Source organism: Ornithinibacillus sp. 4-3 (genome assembly GCF_040958695.1).
GTDB lineage: Bacteria > Bacillota > Bacilli > Bacillales > Amphibacillaceae > CALAMD01.
The window spans coordinates 246,730-263,797 of record NZ_CP162599.1; the positions used below are offsets into that span (position 1 = coordinate 246,730).

A 17,068-nucleotide genomic window follows, 5' to 3' on the forward strand; every position below is an offset into this window, starting at 1 on the left:
ATTATTTTGGAGGATAGCTAGATGGAAAAAATATGTTATGAAATAGAAAATGTAGAAATGCATTATTTAGATAAAGAGATTTTGAAAATAGATCGCTTAGCTGTGCATCAATTTGACCGTATTGGTATCGTAGGGAAAAATGGTGCAGGGAAAAGTACCTTATTAAAATTATTGACTGGAATGATTGAACCGACGAGGGGCAGAATATACCGCCATGTATCAGAAGGTTATTTAAAGCAGATGGAGATGCCAACAGAAGAAGCGGCAGACCCTGCATTGATTGGTAAGTTAAATGTACCAAAAGAATCATCATCCTTAAGTGGCGGCGAACAAACAAGATTAAAGCTGGCACAATTATTTTCGGATTATCATGAGGCAATACTCATAGATGAACCAACCACACATTTAGATCGTGATGGAATAGCATTTTTGACAGAGGAGTTACGTTATTATTACGGTGCTTTAGTGATGATAAGTCATGATCGGACACTGCTAAATGAAATCGTTACAACGATTTGGGAAGTAGCAGACGGTCGTGTTCAAGTATATACAGGCAATTATCAAAATTACCTTGAGCAGAAAGAATTAGAACGTGAACAGCAACAACAAGCACATGAACAATATACGAAAGAAATGGCCCGTTTAGAGAAAGCGGCTGAAGAAAAGCTGCAACGCGCACAAAAAATTACCCAAGCAAATAGAATGTCTAAAAAAGAAGCAAAGGCTAAACCAAATAAATCGCTGATGACGAAATCCAAAGGAACAAGTCAAAAAGGGGTACAGCGTGCAGCGAAAGCAATTGAAAGTCGTATGGAACAAATGGAAGTGGTTGAATCGGTGAAAGAGGAACAATCGATTATCTTTCGTCCAGCAAAAACGAAGCCACTTCATAATAAATTCCCAATTATGGCTGATCGAATCACATTACAAATAGGTTCGCGCACTTTGTTGAACGAGGTAAGCTTTCAACTGCCTTTAGGAAAGAAAATAGCGCTTACTGGTAAGAATGGTAGTGGGAAAAGCTTGTTGCTGCAGCATATTGCAGCATATGATACGCGTTTTGATATTTCGCCAAAGGTAGAGATTGGTTATTTTCAACAAATGAGCTACCAATTCAGTGCAGATGAAACTGTACTTCAATTTATTAAAAATCGTTCATCCTATGAAGAAGGTTTCTTACGTAGTGTACTTCATATGATGCAATTTACAGGAACAGATATAGAAAAAAGAGTGCAGGATTTAAGTGGTGGTGAAGCTATACGCCTGCAACTATGTCATCTGTTTTTAGGAGCTTATAATGTTCTATTACTTGATGAACCAACAAATTTTCTAGATGTGCAAGCCATTGAAGCATTAGAGAAATTTATCCTTGGCTATGAGGGAACGATTTTGTTAGTAACACATGATCAACAGTTTATGGAGCATGTGGCAGATGCTGTATGGCGTATTGGAGAGAAACAACTGCATTATTAAATAATAAAACAGGCTGATATCTCATGATATCAGCCTGTTTTATTTTTACTCTCCATCGCTTTTACGAAACGAATAAACCAATACAATAGAATCCAAGGGAGAATGAATTTTGTTAACCATGGAATTCCGTTTATCAATATCCAGGTAGAGTTAAAGAAATATAAAATTACAAATATCAATACCAGACAAAGAGCAATCAATAGAGAAGTTTTCTTTTGCATAAGCATGTCCTTTCGTTTTAAAGGTTCATCTCAACTTAGTAAAGTCCATGCAACATAAAAAGTCTGAAAAATTAAATAAGTAGTGACTGGACAAAAGAAATTTTTATTTAAAGAACCGAACAAAGCGCAAAAAAAGCGTAGGAAATATACGTAGACTCCTATGGGAGAAAGGCCTAGGTGAGACCCCGGAGTGCTAAGCACGAGGCAGACGAGTACGCCACGTCCTGTGGCAACGTCTGCATTAGGACGTCCTGTCCGTCGAGGCTCTCCAGCCGCCCATGGAAAGCGAAGTATATTTCCGAAGCGGGTTTTTATAGCATTTATGTTTGTGAACCCTAACTAGAATACTCTTGCGCTAATCTTTGTTTATTATAATAGCTTCTATCCAGTTGTTTTTGGCTTCTTATTTGCTTTAATTCTTTGCGACATATTACTAACATCTAACACATCAAGTAAGAAAACAAATACTGGAATACCAATGATTAATCCCCATACACCGAAGAAGTGCTGTGAAAAAATAAGGACAACAAAAGTATAGAACACTGGTAAGTTTGTTTTTGATGACATCAGCTTAGGATTTAAAATATATGCTTCAATGGCATGGATGACAGTAACTGCTATGAGTAAGTAAACAACCTTCATAATACCACCAATGGTAAATGCAATGATGGATAATGGAATAAGGGAGATAATTACTCCTGCCACTGGAATCAAGCCGAGGAAGAAAATCATAATAGATAACCCAACGATTTGTGGGAACCCTAATACCATAAGCATAATGATAGATAAGAAAGTATTGATCAAGGCAATCATAAATTGTGCTTCAATCACTTTTCCGAAAGTAAGAGAAAAGCGCTTACCGAAAAATGCAATCTCATGGTAAAAAGGAGCAATTTTACTGTCTTTAAATTTATTTGTGAACTTGATCAAACGAACCTTTTCAAGAAGGAAAAACAAGCTTAAAATAATAGCGATTAACACTTGGACACTTGTTTTACTAATATCTGTAAAGGATTTTAATAGGAATGAAAATCCGCTTTCTAAATATGCTTTAATCTGGTTACTTGTTACTACAGATTCAATGAACTTTATGACTTTACTATCATATGATTGTGCAGAGAAATTAGAAATTTGCCTGATCAGTTGGCTGATTTCCATTGAAATAACAGGTAAATATCGTATAATGCCAATGGTCAAAACTCCGACAATGATAGAGTAGAGAAATAAAACGAGAATAGCACGATTGATCTTCACTCGTCTTAAGATAAACTCTACGAGCCCATTCATCAAAAATGTAAATATAAATGTAAGTAGGATAAGGTTTAACATGCTTCTCATACTGTATAAAATAAGTATAATTAAACCAAAAATAATTGCTCGTTTTACTGCTTTCTTTTGAAAGAATGCTGTTAAAGCTTCCATTTCTTAATTCCCTTCTAGTTTTCCGGTTTTCTGTCTTTAGCTATATGTTTAGTATCTGATTAATAGTGGAAAAACACAAGTAAAAAATTAGTAACAAATAGGATTTTTTCTTTATGTAAAACGTAAATGCAGTTAATTGCTGCTTTACTATTATAGGGATAAAGAACTTGACAGTTGATAATATAACATGTTATTATTATCTCGAATTAGAGATATACTAATTAATTTTATATCAAATACGATTTTATCTAAAAGAATAGGTCATTATTATTTTAGACGATAATTTAAGAAAATAAACGATTTAGATAAGGAGATGTTTATTGATGACAAATGAATTAAAAGGAATTCATCATGTTACAGCGATTACAAGTAGTGCAGAAAAGAATTATGAATTTTTCACTTATGTATTAGGTATGCGATTAGTAAAGAAAACGGTAAATCAAGATGATATTCAAACCTATCATTTATTCTTCGCTGATGATAAAGGATCTGCAGGAACAGATATGACGTTCTTTGATTTCCCAGGTATTATGAAAGGGCAGCATGGAACAAATGAAATTTATAAAACAGGATTTCGTGTTCCAACAGATGATGCACTAGCATATTGGGTAAAGCGTTTTGATAAATATGAAGTAGCTCATACAGGGATAAAGGAGCTTTTTGGCAAGAAAACATTGTCATTTGTCGATTTTGATGATCAGCAGTATATGTTAGTTTCAGATGAAACAAATGAAGGAGTTTCTTCAGGTATTCCTTGGCAGGATGGTCCAGTACCGCTAGAGTATGCAATTACAGGACTTGGTCCAGTTCATATTCGTATTGCACAATTTGATTATATGAAAGAAGTTCTAGAGAAGGCTTTATTGTTTAGATTAGTAGATCAAGAAGGAGATTTAAGCCTATTTGAAGTTGGCGAGGGTGGCAATGGTGCTCAGTTAATCATTGAGCATAACACGGCTTTACCAAACGGTATGCAAGGCTATGGAACTGTTCATCATCTTGCGTTCCGTGTTGAAGATACAGAAGTTTTACATGAATGGACGGAACGCATGGAGAAGTTTGGTTTCCGAACATCCGGTTATGTAGATCGTTTCTTCTTTGAATCACTTTATTCTCGTGTTGCGCCTGGCATTTTATTTGAATGGGCAACAGATGGACCTGGATTTATGGGGGATGAACCTTACGAAACACTAGGTGAACGCTTGTCATTACCACCATTTTTAGAGAATAAGCGTGAACAAATTGAAGCAGCTGTTCGACCAATTGATACAACCCGCAGCACATTAGAAATAGAAAAAGAATATTTATAAAAATATGCCCACCTTGTTAGTTCTTAAAGTTTAACAAGGTGGGCATTTGATTTATTAATGTCTTAACTAGTCATTCTCATTTTATCTTGCGCGAGCTTTTTCTCTTTTAAGCGTACCCAGAAGATAAGTGGGATAAGTAAAAGTGCTAGATACATTCCGATAAATCCAAGGATAGAGAAGCTGGCATTTGCAACAATAATTCCTGATAATAAACTACCAGCACTTCCTCCAAGGGCGATGAATACATCCACGGACCCCTGTGTCTTTGCACGGGTATAAACATTTGTAGAGTCAACGATAATTGCTGTTCCACTAATTAATCCAAAGTTCCAGCCGAGCCCAAGTAAAATAAGTGCAAATGCCATCCAGAAAAGTGATTCTCCTGGTGCATATGCTGCCATAATACCTGAAATCCCAAGGGTAATACCAGAAGCAATAACAATTCGATGTCTACCAATTCGATCGACAAGTCGACCGGTGACGATAGAAGGTAAGTACATTGCAGCGATATGAAGTCCAATAACTAATCCAACTGCAGATAGACCAGATCCATGATCTCGCATATGCACAGGTGTCATAGTCATAATCGAACTCATAACCATCTGAGATAGAACTAAAACAATGGAACCAACGATAATTCCGATACGCTGAATACTTGTATGTCCTCTATCTACTGGAATTCCCGCTGCGTCTGCTTGCCTACTTTCTTCTTCAGCAATTGCTTGTGCGACAAATAGTGGATCGGGACGTAAGTAAAAGAAGAAGGTTAATCCAGCTAGAATATAAGCGACAGCTGCCAAAATAAATGGACCAGCAAGTGACGGGATATTAATAAATTCAGCCACCTTACCCATAGGTTCGACTAGGTTTGGACCAGCTACAGCTCCAAAGGTTGTGGAGACCATTGCAATACTAACAGCGGTAGCACGCTGTCTTGCATTAGCTAAGTCAGCACCGGCATACCTTGCTTGAAGGTTTGTCGATGTTCCTGCACCATAAATAAATAACGCGAGGAAGAAAAGCCAAATAATATTAAAAGTAGTAGCGAAAATGACTCCAATTGCTCCGATTCCTCCGGTTACAAAACCAATTGTTAGACCGAGACGCCGCCCTAATCGTTGTGAAAGCCGTCCAACAACAAAAGCAGAAAGTGCTGAGCCTAGTGTGAAAAGAGCAGCAGGTAATCCGGCATAACGAGTTGTTTCCAGCATATCTTGAGCGATAAGTGCACCAACCGTAATTCCAGCAGCTAATCCTGCCCCACCAAATATTTGTGACATGATAACAACAGTCAATGTACGTTTATGTAGTTTTTCTCTTTCGGCATCTGATTTTGTATATTTTTCATACTGTCTCGGATCTTCTTTGCTCATCCCATATCCCCCCATGTTCTATTTTAAATATACTTATTAATTTATCTTACTTTTCACCAAATTCATAAGTATTTGCTTACAGGTTTCTTACCCGATTGTAATAAAAGCTTCATTTGATGTTTACAATTCCTTTATACTCTCCTGGTATAATCAAGATGAAAGGAGGGATGAAAACAGAAATGAATCAGCAAGATTTAGCACAAACTAAAGAAAAATATAGAAAGGAAAGTGAGAAAATGAAATTAATTGCTATTGATCTAGATGGAACATTATTGAATAATGAAGGTCGTTTGTCAGAAAGGACTATCGATGTCATTACAAAGGTTCGTGAAGAAGGGCATAAAGTAATTGTTGCAACAGGAAGACATTTACATGGTGCGTTGCCAATTGCCTCGCAGTTAGCATTAACAGATGCGCTCGTATGCTTTAATGGGGCGCTCGTATACAATTTAAAAAATTACACATCAGATTTTGCGCTTTCATATGAGAAAGAAGATATTACGAACCTTGTTTCACTAGTTAAAACTTGGGAATACGAGTATTTCACATCAACAGAAGATAAATTTATTATAGAGTCAAATTATGAGAGATTACTAAATCAGTTCATTTCAAAAGGTATTCCGACTAATGAAGTAGAAGATATGTTGCAGTTGAACACACCGATTTTAAAAACAACAATTATTGGTGATATGACACAAATGGATAATATCGAACGTTATGTTCCAAATACGGTGCCAAGTTTAAATGTTGTTAGAAGTGGCGAAGGATCGATTGATATCATGAGTAATGAAGCGAGCAAAGGAAGAGCTGTAGAATGGTTAGCTAATCGTTTTCAAATCAGTCCAGCTGATATTATTACTTTCGGAAATTATGATAATGATATTTCCATGCTAGAGTATGCCGGAACTGGTGTTGCGATGGATAACGCTCCTGCACATGTGAAGAAGCATGCTGACATCATCACTTATTCGAATGAACAAGACGGTGTGGCACAATTTTTAGAAGAAAACGTTCTCCGTAAAATGTTATTCCGTTCCTATGCATAATATGTTTTGGTTTACAAATAATAGAATTGGCCATCAGAAAAGTTCACCAAAAAAGGTGAATTTTATTACATACACTAGAAATTATAAAAATTGCGTAAAGTAATGCTTATTCAAAGATAGCATTGTCTAGCTCCGAGCGCCAAAAACTAAGAGATTTCACGTCATTCCCTACAATAAGTCAACATCGGTTTTGTTTTATAAGGAAGCCCAACGTTGGATACCCCTTAAAGAGGCATGTTTCCTTTATCTCGGTTGTGTCCCTCCAATTTCTACGTTTTTCGACGCATAGGATGTGCTAGTGCAGGCGTTGCGACAGAAGGTCGTGTTCTTAGCCTGTAAGGGCGATCTGCGCTTTTCGTTCTTTTCCACATTATTTTTTCCACATTTCTTGTTTTTTCTTCCCTTTATTGGGGAATAGAATAAATAGTTATCCTTTTGTACATAAAGGATGTAAGGACATACAGCAAAGAAATCATTTTGTATATTATTAAATAAAATATCTTGACTTCGAGATAATTTTATTTTATAGTAAATTTAATAAATGAATTTAAAGGAGAAGATGAACAAATGACAGTTTGGAATATTGATGCATCTCACACAAATGTAGGTTTTTCAGTTAAACATATGATGATTTCAAAAGTGAAAGGTAGTTTTTCAGGTTTTACAGGGGCGATTGAAGGAGATCCTGAGAATTTAGAAACAGCAAATGTTTCATTTACAGTAGATATGAATACGATCCATACTTCTAATGAAGATCGTGATAATCACTTACGCTCAGCAGATTTCTTTGATACAGAAACTTTCCCAGAAATGACTTTTGTATCTACAAAAATCGAAAAAACAGATGACGATGAGTACGATCTTACTGGTGATTTAACAATCAAGGGAGTTACGAAACAAGTTACCTTTGAAGTGGAGTATGAAGGTAAAGGAGTAAATCCATGGGGGCAAGAAGTGGTTGCCTTTTCTGCAGAAGGGAAGATTGATCGGAAGGAATTTGGTTTAACATGGAACCAAGCATTAGAGACAGGCGGTTTCCTAGTTGGTGATACAATCAAAATTAGTATCGAATTAGAAGCAAATCCAGCTCAAGAAGGATAAGAGTTTTTAAATGAATAGTAGTAAAGAAGAGAACGACGACCATATCATTATGGCGTCGTTTTCTTCTTTACTTATTGGTAAAATAAATTATAATTAATTCGAGAGGCAAAATAATTTAGGGATGAGAAAAAATACATATTTCGGAACATTCTGTCTCTTGCAGGTAGAAAGTCTCTTTAAGCATAGAGCAAATAACAATGACATCCTGAAATGAGGGCATGATATGGAGAAAGAAAAGCTTTGGACGAAAGAGTTTGTTATTGTTGCCATGATGAGTTTCCTGCTTTCATTAATTTTCTTTTTATTAATTGTGACAATTGCTAGTTATGCTGTAGATGAATACAATGCTTCGACCAGTACAGCTGGTTTAGTATCTAGTATTTTTATCATTGGCTCTATTTTTGGTCGAATTGGTGCAGGTCGTATGATAGGGAAAGTTGGACCAAAGAAAATTTTATTTATTGGCTTAATATGCTTTTTAATTACTTCTATCTTTTATTTCTTTATGTTCAATTTAAGTACATTGATTATCAATCGTTTGATTAATGGAATAGCTATAGGAATCGCAAGTACAGCAACAGGAACAATTATAGCAGAGATTTTACCTGACTCTCGTAAAGGAGAGGGGATTGGCTACTATAGTTTAAGTGGGATTTTCGCAACAGCTATTGGACCTTTTATCGGTATTTTATTAATGAATTTAGAAAATGGATTTTTAGTTATTTTTATTATGAATGCAGTTTTCTCTGTTGTCTGTATCGCGGTTTACTTCTTGCTTAAATTAGATCAACCTATCCATGTAGTAGATAGTTCTATGGAGGTACGAGAAAATCATTGGATTGAAAAATTTGTGGAGCTAAGAGCAGTGCCTATCTCCTTTATCGCATTAATGATCGGCTTTAGTTACTCAGGAATTATGTCATTTATTTCATTTTATGCAATTGAAGTAGATCTTGTTGCGACTGCGAGCTATTTCTTTATTGTTTATGCAATTGTCGTTGTTTGTACAAGACCATTTACAGGGAGAATTCTCGATATGCGTGGTGCGAATATTGTTGTCTATCCTTGTCTTATACTATTTGTCTTAGGAATGTTTTTATTTAGCCAAGCGACGATAAGTTGGATGTTATTGCTTTCTGCTGTTCTCATTGGTATTGGATACGGGAATTTTAATTCGGTTGCACAAGCTATTGCGATTAAAGTAACAGCGCCACATCGCTTTGGCTTAGCAATTTCAACTTATTTTATTTTCTTTGATATAGGTCTTGGCTTTGGTCCATATATTCTTGGATTCTTTGTTCCATGGATTGGCTATCGAGGTATTTTCCTTTGTATGGCAGGTTTGATTGCATTAAGTATTCCTTGTTATTATTTCCTGCATGGTAGAAGAGATCGCCAATTATTAAGCAGAGCGGCTTAAAAGGCTGCTATGTTATTCGATTTGCAAAAAAATGATAGAATGTTAATAATAAAAAGACAAATATTTTAATCTTAGAGTAAAACTAATTTAAGATTTCTTTATATTTCGAATTACGTAGATAGAATTCATAAATAAAAGGAGAGAGTTTGAATTGACACGAAGGATTTTAACGCACGAAGATGTGGAAAAGGCAGTCTATGGTGGGTGTATTTTAGGCGGTGGCGGAGGAGGCTGGATTTCTGACGGGTTAGAGAGAGCAGAAACAGCCTTGAAAACAGGAGTTATTGAGCTTATTACTATAGACGAACTTGCAGATGAAGATTATGTCACATGTGTGTCTATGGTCGGTGCGCCTTCAGCAGAAGAACGCTATATTGACGAAGGTCAATTTATAGATACTGTTAAACGAATGCAAGCGGAATTTGATGAACCTATTAAAGCATTAATGACTAATGAGAATGGGGCAAGTGGCACTGTGAATGGTTGGATTCAAGCTGCTGCAACAGGATTGCTATTGCTTGATGCTCCTTGTAATGGGAGAGCACATCCGACGGGAACAATGGGAGCATTAAATTTATCCGAACAGCCAGATTATGTATCTATCCAGACCTTTGCAGGAGGAGACGGAGAAAATCGTATTGCTGGTATAGTTAAAGGTACACTTACCAAAACATCTTCTATTGTGCGGAGAATGTCAGTAGAAGCAGGGGGTATGGTATTAGTATGCCGTAATCCAGTTTCCATAGCATATGCAAAAGAAAATGCTGCACTTGGTGGAATCACACAAGCAATTGAGCTTGGTGAGGCGTTTTTATCTAAGCCGAAAGGAATAGAGCGTGTACATGCGGTTGCAAGCTTCTTAGGAGGAGAAGTGCTTCATACTGGCGAGGTTACAGGATTTAATCTTAAGAAGGACGGCGGTTTTGATGTAGGGCTTGTCCAGTTAGAAAATGTAGAACTAACCTATTGGAATGAATATATGACTGCTGAAGTTGGAGGAGTTCGCAAAGGAACATTCCCTGATTTAATCATGACATTTAATGCTAAAACTGGTGAACCAGTTGTGACTGCAGAAATTGAACTAGGAATGGAACTTGCTGTCATTAATGTGCCAAAGGAAAATTTAAAATTAAGCTCGACGATGTTTAATCAAAAATTACTTGCAAGTATTGAACCAATTATTCAGAAGAAGATATTATAGAGGATGTTCAAAAAGTCCAACAAAAATGACACATCGAACAGGGAACTTCGGCTAAGTTCTTACATGTCCTGTGTTGAACGTTGAAATCACCACACAAGCGCAAGTCTGCTATTCTAAGCTGCGCACCTTGAACTTTTGATGGACATGATGTGCTATGACGTACAGGATGTATTAGTGCAGATGTTACGCTCGTGATGTTGCGAACTTAACCGATGACGGACATTTTCAAGGACTTTTTTGAACACGCACTTATAGGAATTTCAGGAGGGAAATAAAATGTCTTTAAAATATACAATGGAAGTAATAGAATTGCTTGATGATGCTAGTGCAAGTGGGGAAATGGTTGTTGATTTATTCACAGCATTCCCTCATGTAGAGGCATCCTATGAAACGGTAGCTGGTGAAAAAGGTTCCACAGATTTTGTAAAAATAATTATTAAAGGAACAGAAGGGAAAATAAGTGGAGGAACAGCACCGTCAATCGGTATTGTTGGACGCTTAGGAGGCTTAGGTGCACGACCAAATCGCTTAGGCTTTGTATCTGACGGAGATGGAGCAGCTGCTGCTGTTACCGTAGCACTGAAGTTAGCACATATGTCTGAAAAAGGGGATCGTTTGCCTGGTGACGTGTATGTCACAACACATATTTGTCCAGATGCGCCAACGAGACCACATAAACCAGTAGAGTTTATGGGATCTCCAGTAGATATGACAGCAAAAAATAATTACGAAGTTTTCCCTGAAATGGATGCAATATTATCTATTGATACTACGAAAGGGAATCGTATTATTAATCATCGAGGCTTCGCAATATCTCCGACCGTGAAATCAGGATGGATTTTAAAGTTTTCAGATGATTTATTGCGTATTATGGAAATGACGACTGGAGAATTACCTGTTACATTTGCATTAACGATGCAGGACATTACCCCTTATGGAAATGATATTTATCATTTAAATAGTATTATTCAGCCAACGATTGCAACAGATGCTCCGGTGGTAGGGGTTGCCATTACGGCGAAAACAACAGTACCGGGCTGCGGAACAGGTGCGAGCCATGAAGTAGATATTGCACAAGCCGTGCGCTACTGTATTGAAGTGGCGAAGGAATTTACACAAGGACAAACCGTGTTCTATGAGCAGTCGGAATTTGCCCGCCTAGAACAACTTTATGGATCTATGAAACATTTACAAACATCAGGAAATGAATAGAAATGAAAGAGTCTATCTCTTTAATAAGCCCATAAAAATATAGGATAGAGGTATAAAATTCGCCCTTGTCCCATACACTATGAATAAAATGTGTATTGGAAGGGGCGTTTTTTTATGCAAAAATATCGAGGAGTCATGCTATGGATTATAGGATTTATTATGTTAATTTTGCTTATAAAAATGCCGGTTCCTAAGATAAATCAGTCAATACTTCAAGAGTCATCAGGCACATCACGCAGTATGCTTCCACTTTCAGAGAAAGTAATTGTTATAGATCCGGGCCATGGCGGGCCGGATGGAGGTGCTGTAGGCAAGGATGATACGAACGAGAAGGAGATTGCCCTTATCGTAGCCAAACAATTAAGAAATTATCTGCAACAGGCAGGAGCATTGGTTTATTTAACAAGGGAAAAGGATGAAGATCTAGCAAGTGAAGATACAGTAGGACTTTCGAAAAGAAAATCAGAAGACATTCGAAATCGTTTGAACCTGATTCATGACAAAGATGCAGATTTCTTTATTTCGATTCACTTAAATGCAGTTCCATCTAGTCGTTGGCGTGGCGCGCAAACCTTTTTTTATCCAGAAAATGAAGAAAGTGAGCAACTAGCAAGTATGATTCAAACGGCAATTAAAGATAATTTACAAAACACAGATCGAGAGCATTTGCCAATTCACACAGTATATTTGTTGAAGCATGCTGAAGTACCTGGTGCATTAGTAGAAATTGGCTTTCTATCAAATGATGATGAGAGAGAATTACTAAAACAAAGAGATTACCAGCGCCGCATGGCTGCAAGCATATACGAAGGAATTATCCGCTATATTGTTGATGATGGTAGTGATGATACATCGGGAAATTAATAACGAAGCTTCCTTTTACTTTTAGTTAAAGGAAGCTTATTTTCTATCATTTTGAAAATAGACTAACACCTTTCAAAGGTGGATTTTTTTCAGTTATGTTATACTGAACAAGGAAACAAAATGAAGTGAATAAAGGATGTGCATATATATGCTAACAAGAGAAGAAGTCATTCAATTCTTAAATAAGGTTGAAGACCCATTTTTACATAGAACGCTCGAAGAAACTGGTGGAATTATTGAAGTGTCTGTGAAAGAAGAACGAAAACATGTAAGTATCAAACTTGCGATTGGTAAACCAAACACAGCAGAACAAATGCAATTACAGCAAGAAATTGTAGCTGCCTTAAAACGCAATGGTGTTGCAACGGTTGGTTTGCGCTTTGATGCATTACCAGATGAAGTGATTCAAAAATTCCAGCCAGCAGATGCGCAAAATCAATCTATTTTTGGTGGAAATAAAGAGCCGCATTTTATTGCGATTGCGAGCGGTAAGGGTGGCGTAGGAAAATCAACAGTTACTGTAAACATGGCAATGGCTTTAAAACGTTTAGGGAAAAAAGTAGGCATTATTGATGCGGATATTTATGGATTCAGTATTCCAGATATGATGGGAGTAGAAGAGCGACCTGTTGTCCGTAATGAAAAAATCATTCCTGTAGAGCGTTTAGGTGTAAAAGTTATTTCAATGGGCTTCTTTGTAGAAGATAACTCCCCAATTATTTGGAGAGGTCCAATGCTTGGTAAAATGCTGACAAGCTTTTTTAAAGAAGTAGAGTGGGGAGAATTAGATTATTTATTATTAGATTTACCTCCAGGTACGGGAGATATTGCGTTAGATGTACATGAGCTTCTACCAACCTGTAAGGAAATTATTGTTACAACTCCACATCCAACAGCGGCATTTGTAGCGGCAAGAGCGGGACAAATGGCTTTAAAAACAGATCATGAGATCCTTGGTGTAGTGGAGAATATGTCTTATTTCAAGAGCCAGGTTACTGGAGAGAAAGAACATGTCTTCGGCCGTGGTGGTGGAGATAAATTAGCAGAAGCATTGAAAACAAAAGTGCTAGGGCGTTTATCTTTACAACAACCATTTGAAGAAGAGGATGTCTTTGCACCGTCAATTTACCAAGAGGATCACCCAAATGGCAAAGAATTCCATTTAATGGCAGCGAAAATTATCGCTCAGTTAGAAGAGGAATAAAATAACTATGCCTAAACCTTTGCCTATTGAAAAGGACAAAGTTTAGGCATATTTTTTTATCATGTATTATTAAGAGATTGCGAATTTTTTGTTTGGTTAAGCTAATATTCAGTGGGGAGAGCTCGCTCGATGTTATTCACCTCCTGCATCTTGTTCTTGCCCTTCTTCAGCACCATCACTTTCTTGCTCTTCTTCTTGTTGTTTTTCTGCAGCACGTAATAAAGCTTCAGTCATTTTGGATTGGAAAAGTGGAGAGTCAATGGCTTGTTGAATTGTTTCTTCTAAATGAGAGCGAAATTCTTGGCTTTTCAGTGCAGTAATCATTTGTTTTGTTACTTCTGGGTCTTGAAGAATACCAAGTAACTGCTCTTGGAAGCTCGAATCACTCATGACGCTCTCAAGTAGTTTTTTCTGTTCACTCGCAATAGATTGAGCAAATGTTTTTGCGAATTCAGCATCTTTAAATAGATTTTCCCACATTTTCGCACCTTCTTCTGAAGCTAGGATTTCCTGTAAGGTACTTTTAACCACATCAGAATCTATGATAAGAGCTTGTTTAATTTGATCTTCATTTAATGCACTTAGTAATGCCTTTTTTCCGTCTGCTGTTTCTAAAATATCTGTTACCATTTTTTTCATACTATTGTAATCTATATCTGTTGCAGGAGAAGAATTCTCACTACAACCAATTAAAAGAAACACACTTACCAGTATGGCTGTAATTAGACGATACATGAACAACATCCTCCTTCTATCTATATGTTAATATGAGTTATTCATAAAAAAATATACACATGATAAAGGAAAAAAAAGGCTGTTCATGGTAAGATAGCTACGATGCAATTTTTAAGAAGGATATACTTCAGTGGAAGTGTGTGTAATAAAGAAATTTTACAAGCATGGAACACTTTGATTGGATCAAATCACAATTAGTAGATGATTCATAAAATCAATGCTAGTTGAAGTTTTATTTTTCAGGAGGAAATGCAATTGAATAGCCGTAAATTAGTAGGTTTTTTCTTTAAAACATTATTTCTTGGAGCAATTATTTGTTTGGTTGCCAGTTTCTTTATTAAAAGTGACGTTTATTTAGATAATATCAAAGCAGGAGAATGGTTTGGTCTTGTCGGTCTATTTGCATGGTATATGGTGTATGGAATGCTATATAGTATTATTAGTCAGGCTGGATTTTTTGCTTATTTATTTATTAATCGTTTTGGACTTGGATTATTCCGCTCATTCTGGCCAACAGTACAAGGCTTATTAATTGCTTTTGTTATATTTGATTTAGTGTATTTTCCATATAAAGCAACAGAGGGTATAGCTCTTTATTGGTTTATTGCGATGGCATTAGCTATTTTTGCTTACGGCTGGATTATTGCTAAAATTAAAGCGAAAGAAACACATGCCCGTGCATTTATGCCAGCGTTATTTTTAATGGTTGTTATGACAGCTATCGAATGGGTCCCTGGGTTACGCTCAGAGGGAATAGATATTACTGCATTAATGATTATTACTTTACTAGCATGTAATACATATCAATTGCTGATGCTGCATCGTCTAAGTCCTCCGGGGCAAACTCAAGCATCACAAAAGTCAGCTGGAAACCAAAAAAATCCAGCACAAAATCAAAAGTTAAATCCCAAAAAAGCATAGAAATAAAAAATGACAAAACCAATTAAATCTGGTTTTGTCATTTTTTATGATTAGTCTACTGATTTTAAATTAGATTCTGTTTGATGAATCATCTCGGAAATAGAAATAAATTGAAAGTCTTTCTTTTTTAAGGCGGGTAACATGATATCCAAGGCCTCTGCAGTTTGTTTTGCAGCATCTGATGCATGCAATAAAAGAATGTCTCCGTTAGATGTTTTTTCTATGGTGTCTTGTGCGATTACGTTGACACCAGGATTTTTCCAATCATTGGGATTGATATTCCAGTGAATAATTTGGAAATTTAAGCTTTCTGCTAGTTTAATAATCTCTTTATTAAAATGACCGCTCGGTGTACGTAATAAACGCATATCTTCATAACCTAATTTATTAAATACCTCTTTAGCGTATTGGAGATCTTTTTGGACTTGCTCTAGTTCTTGGTCTACATAACTTTTATATCGATAACCAAGCATGCCTAGCTCATGTTTTTCTTCAGTGATTTTTTCTAAAATATCTGGATGACGTTCTGCCCATTCACCACTGACAAAAAAGGTTGCATGAACCTCATGCTTTTTCAATTGTTCTAAAATGTCATGTACTTTCTCATTTCCCCAGCTAATATTAAATGTAAGAGCGATAGCTTCATTATCTTTATCTCCACGTGTCAGAGCAACAGGCTCGTCTTCTTGAAACATAGAAAGTGCACTTTCTCTTTCCATCCATAAAAAGGTCGTAGCTAAAATAACAAAACAGGCAATAAAGGCCCAACGCTTCCATTTAGTTAAATCAATGACAAAAAAGGATTGCATTATTTTTCCCCCAATCTCTATAAAAGATATTACTGTTATTTTATGAAGGCTGTCCCATAATAGAACAAGGATTATATTTTGGTATGATTGAAAGGTGATTTTCCGAAAACATCAAACATCAAATTGAAGAAGTTAATTTGAATTTATTATCATGCTTGCTGGCAGTTAACTAGTTTATGTTATATAAATTGCCACATCAGTCAGGAATTTTACTTTTGTTTTGATTTCCAGAACAAAAGAATTCACTTTGGTTGAATACTTATATGAAGTTCAGGTAAGTATATTATTTGTCATAAATAATAGAATTAGGTCATTTGATGGATTGTTTTAAAATAATCTTTTTGGGAACATATGAACTTGTGGAGATATTTATTCATGAATAGAGATGTGTTTTTTAAAAGGCAGTTTAGTTGAGATAGAAGTTATAGTTAAACAGTGGAGGCAGAAAAATGTTAGGTTTACTAATTAATGAAATGGAAACAAAAGAGCTTGAGTATGTATTGAAGAGAGAAATGGAAGAAATCATGTTAGATTTAACAGATTCTCGGATTGATGATGTTGTCAAAGAAACAATGAAGGATCGTTATCAAGTCTTCTTTAATTTATTTCGACGTGTAGCAAATGAAAAGGATTGCTTACAATATATGTTGAAAACAAACACCACAAAACAAGAGAAACATTTGAATCTGTTTAAATCCTAATTGAGATGATGAGATACAATATATAAATATATTAGATAAGGAATAGTTTCTTTAA

15 protein-coding genes are annotated in these 17,068 nt (G+C 36.0%); 11 read left to right on the plus strand and 4 right to left on the minus strand.

Annotated elements, in window-relative coordinates; translation table 11 throughout:
• Positions 1–21 precede the first annotated feature (21 nt).
• A complete protein-coding gene (locus tag AB4Y30_RS01285) occupies positions 22–1,473 on the plus strand; it encodes an Msr family ABC-F type ribosomal protection protein (RefSeq protein WP_368653728.1) in 1,452 nt (483 codons plus the stop codon).
• Positions 1,474–2,075: 602 nt separating this feature from the next.
• On the opposite strand, the gene AB4Y30_RS01290 is transcribed toward AB4Y30_RS01285, so the two are convergent.
• Positions 2,076–3,116: an AI-2E family transporter gene (locus AB4Y30_RS01290; RefSeq protein WP_368653729.1), complete on the minus strand. Its 1,041-nt coding sequence runs from the start codon at positions 3,114–3,116 to the stop codon at positions 2,076–2,078.
• Between the two features lie 323 nt (positions 3,117–3,439).
• Between AB4Y30_RS01290 and AB4Y30_RS01295 the strand changes: the two genes are divergently transcribed.
• The gene (locus tag AB4Y30_RS01295; RefSeq protein WP_368653730.1) at positions 3,440–4,426 is read left to right on the plus strand and encodes a ring-cleaving dioxygenase; all 987 of its coding nucleotides are present in this window, start codon (positions 3,440–3,442) and stop codon (positions 4,424–4,426) included.
• Positions 4,427–4,488: 62 nt separating this feature from the next.
• Here the strand turns inward: AB4Y30_RS01295 and AB4Y30_RS01300 are convergent, their stop codons facing one another.
• Positions 4,489–5,799, minus strand: a complete 1,311-nt coding sequence (locus AB4Y30_RS01300) for an MFS transporter (protein WP_368653731.1) — start codon at positions 5,797–5,799, stop codon at positions 4,489–4,491.
• 167 nt (positions 5,800–5,966) lie between these two features.
• Between AB4Y30_RS01300 and AB4Y30_RS01305 the strand changes: the two genes are divergently transcribed.
• The 7 genes from AB4Y30_RS01305 (at position 5,967) to AB4Y30_RS01335 (ending at position 13,847) form a co-directional block, all read left to right on the plus strand.
• Positions 5,967–6,845: a Cof-type HAD-IIB family hydrolase gene (locus AB4Y30_RS01305; RefSeq protein WP_368653732.1), complete on the plus strand. Its 879-nt coding sequence runs from the start codon at positions 5,967–5,969 to the stop codon at positions 6,843–6,845.
• Positions 6,846–7,412: 567 nt separating this feature from the next.
• Positions 7,413–7,946: a YceI family protein gene (locus tag AB4Y30_RS01310; RefSeq protein ID WP_368653733.1), complete on the plus strand. Its 534-nt coding sequence runs from the start codon at positions 7,413–7,415 to the stop codon at positions 7,944–7,946.
• A 223-nt stretch (positions 7,947–8,169) separates the two neighbouring features.
• Positions 8,170–9,366: an MFS transporter gene (locus AB4Y30_RS01315; protein WP_368653734.1), complete on the plus strand. Its 1,197-nt coding sequence runs from the start codon at positions 8,170–8,172 to the stop codon at positions 9,364–9,366.
• A 151-nt stretch (positions 9,367–9,517) separates the two neighbouring features.
• Entirely contained in the window at positions 9,518–10,567 is a 1,050-nt protein-coding gene (locus AB4Y30_RS01320; protein WP_368653735.1) for a DUF917 domain-containing protein, read from the plus strand.
• Positions 10,568–10,843: 276 nt separating this feature from the next.
• Positions 10,844–11,779: a DUF1177 domain-containing protein gene (locus AB4Y30_RS01325; RefSeq protein ID WP_368653736.1), complete on the plus strand. Its 936-nt coding sequence runs from the start codon at positions 10,844–10,846 to the stop codon at positions 11,777–11,779.
• A 114-nt stretch (positions 11,780–11,893) separates the two neighbouring features.
• Positions 11,894–12,643, plus strand: a complete 750-nt coding sequence (cwlD, locus tag AB4Y30_RS01330; protein WP_368653737.1) for an N-acetylmuramoyl-L-alanine amidase CwlD — start codon at positions 11,894–11,896, stop codon at positions 12,641–12,643.
• A 148-nt stretch (positions 12,644–12,791) separates the two neighbouring features.
• On the plus strand, positions 12,792–13,847 hold the full coding sequence (locus AB4Y30_RS01335; RefSeq protein WP_368653738.1) for an Mrp/NBP35 family ATP-binding protein: 1,056 nt from the start codon (positions 12,792–12,794) through the stop codon (positions 13,845–13,847).
• Between the two features lie 132 nt (positions 13,848–13,979).
• Here AB4Y30_RS01335 and gerD read toward each other — a convergent pair whose 3' ends face one another.
• Positions 13,980–14,582, minus strand: coding sequence for a spore germination lipoprotein GerD (gerD, locus tag AB4Y30_RS01340; RefSeq protein ID WP_368653739.1), 603 nt, complete (start codon positions 14,580–14,582; stop codon positions 13,980–13,982).
• A 255-nt stretch (positions 14,583–14,837) separates the two neighbouring features.
• Between gerD and AB4Y30_RS01345 the strand changes: the two genes are divergently transcribed.
• The gene (locus AB4Y30_RS01345) at positions 14,838–15,503 is read left to right on the plus strand and encodes a KinB-signaling pathway activation protein (protein WP_368653740.1); all 666 of its coding nucleotides are present in this window, start codon (positions 14,838–14,840) and stop codon (positions 15,501–15,503) included.
• Between the two features lie 50 nt (positions 15,504–15,553).
• Here the strand turns inward: AB4Y30_RS01345 and pdaB are convergent, their stop codons facing one another.
• Positions 15,554–16,312 (minus strand): polysaccharide deacetylase family sporulation protein PdaB, encoded by a 759-nt coding sequence (pdaB, locus tag AB4Y30_RS01350; protein ID WP_368653741.1) that lies wholly within the window; start codon positions 16,310–16,312, stop codon positions 15,554–15,556.
• Positions 16,313–16,761: 449 nt separating this feature from the next.
• Between pdaB and AB4Y30_RS01355 the strand changes: the two genes are divergently transcribed.
• Positions 16,762–17,013, plus strand: a complete 252-nt coding sequence (locus tag AB4Y30_RS01355) for a hypothetical protein (RefSeq protein WP_368653742.1) — start codon at positions 16,762–16,764, stop codon at positions 17,011–17,013.
• Positions 17,014–17,068: the final 55 nt, after the last annotated feature.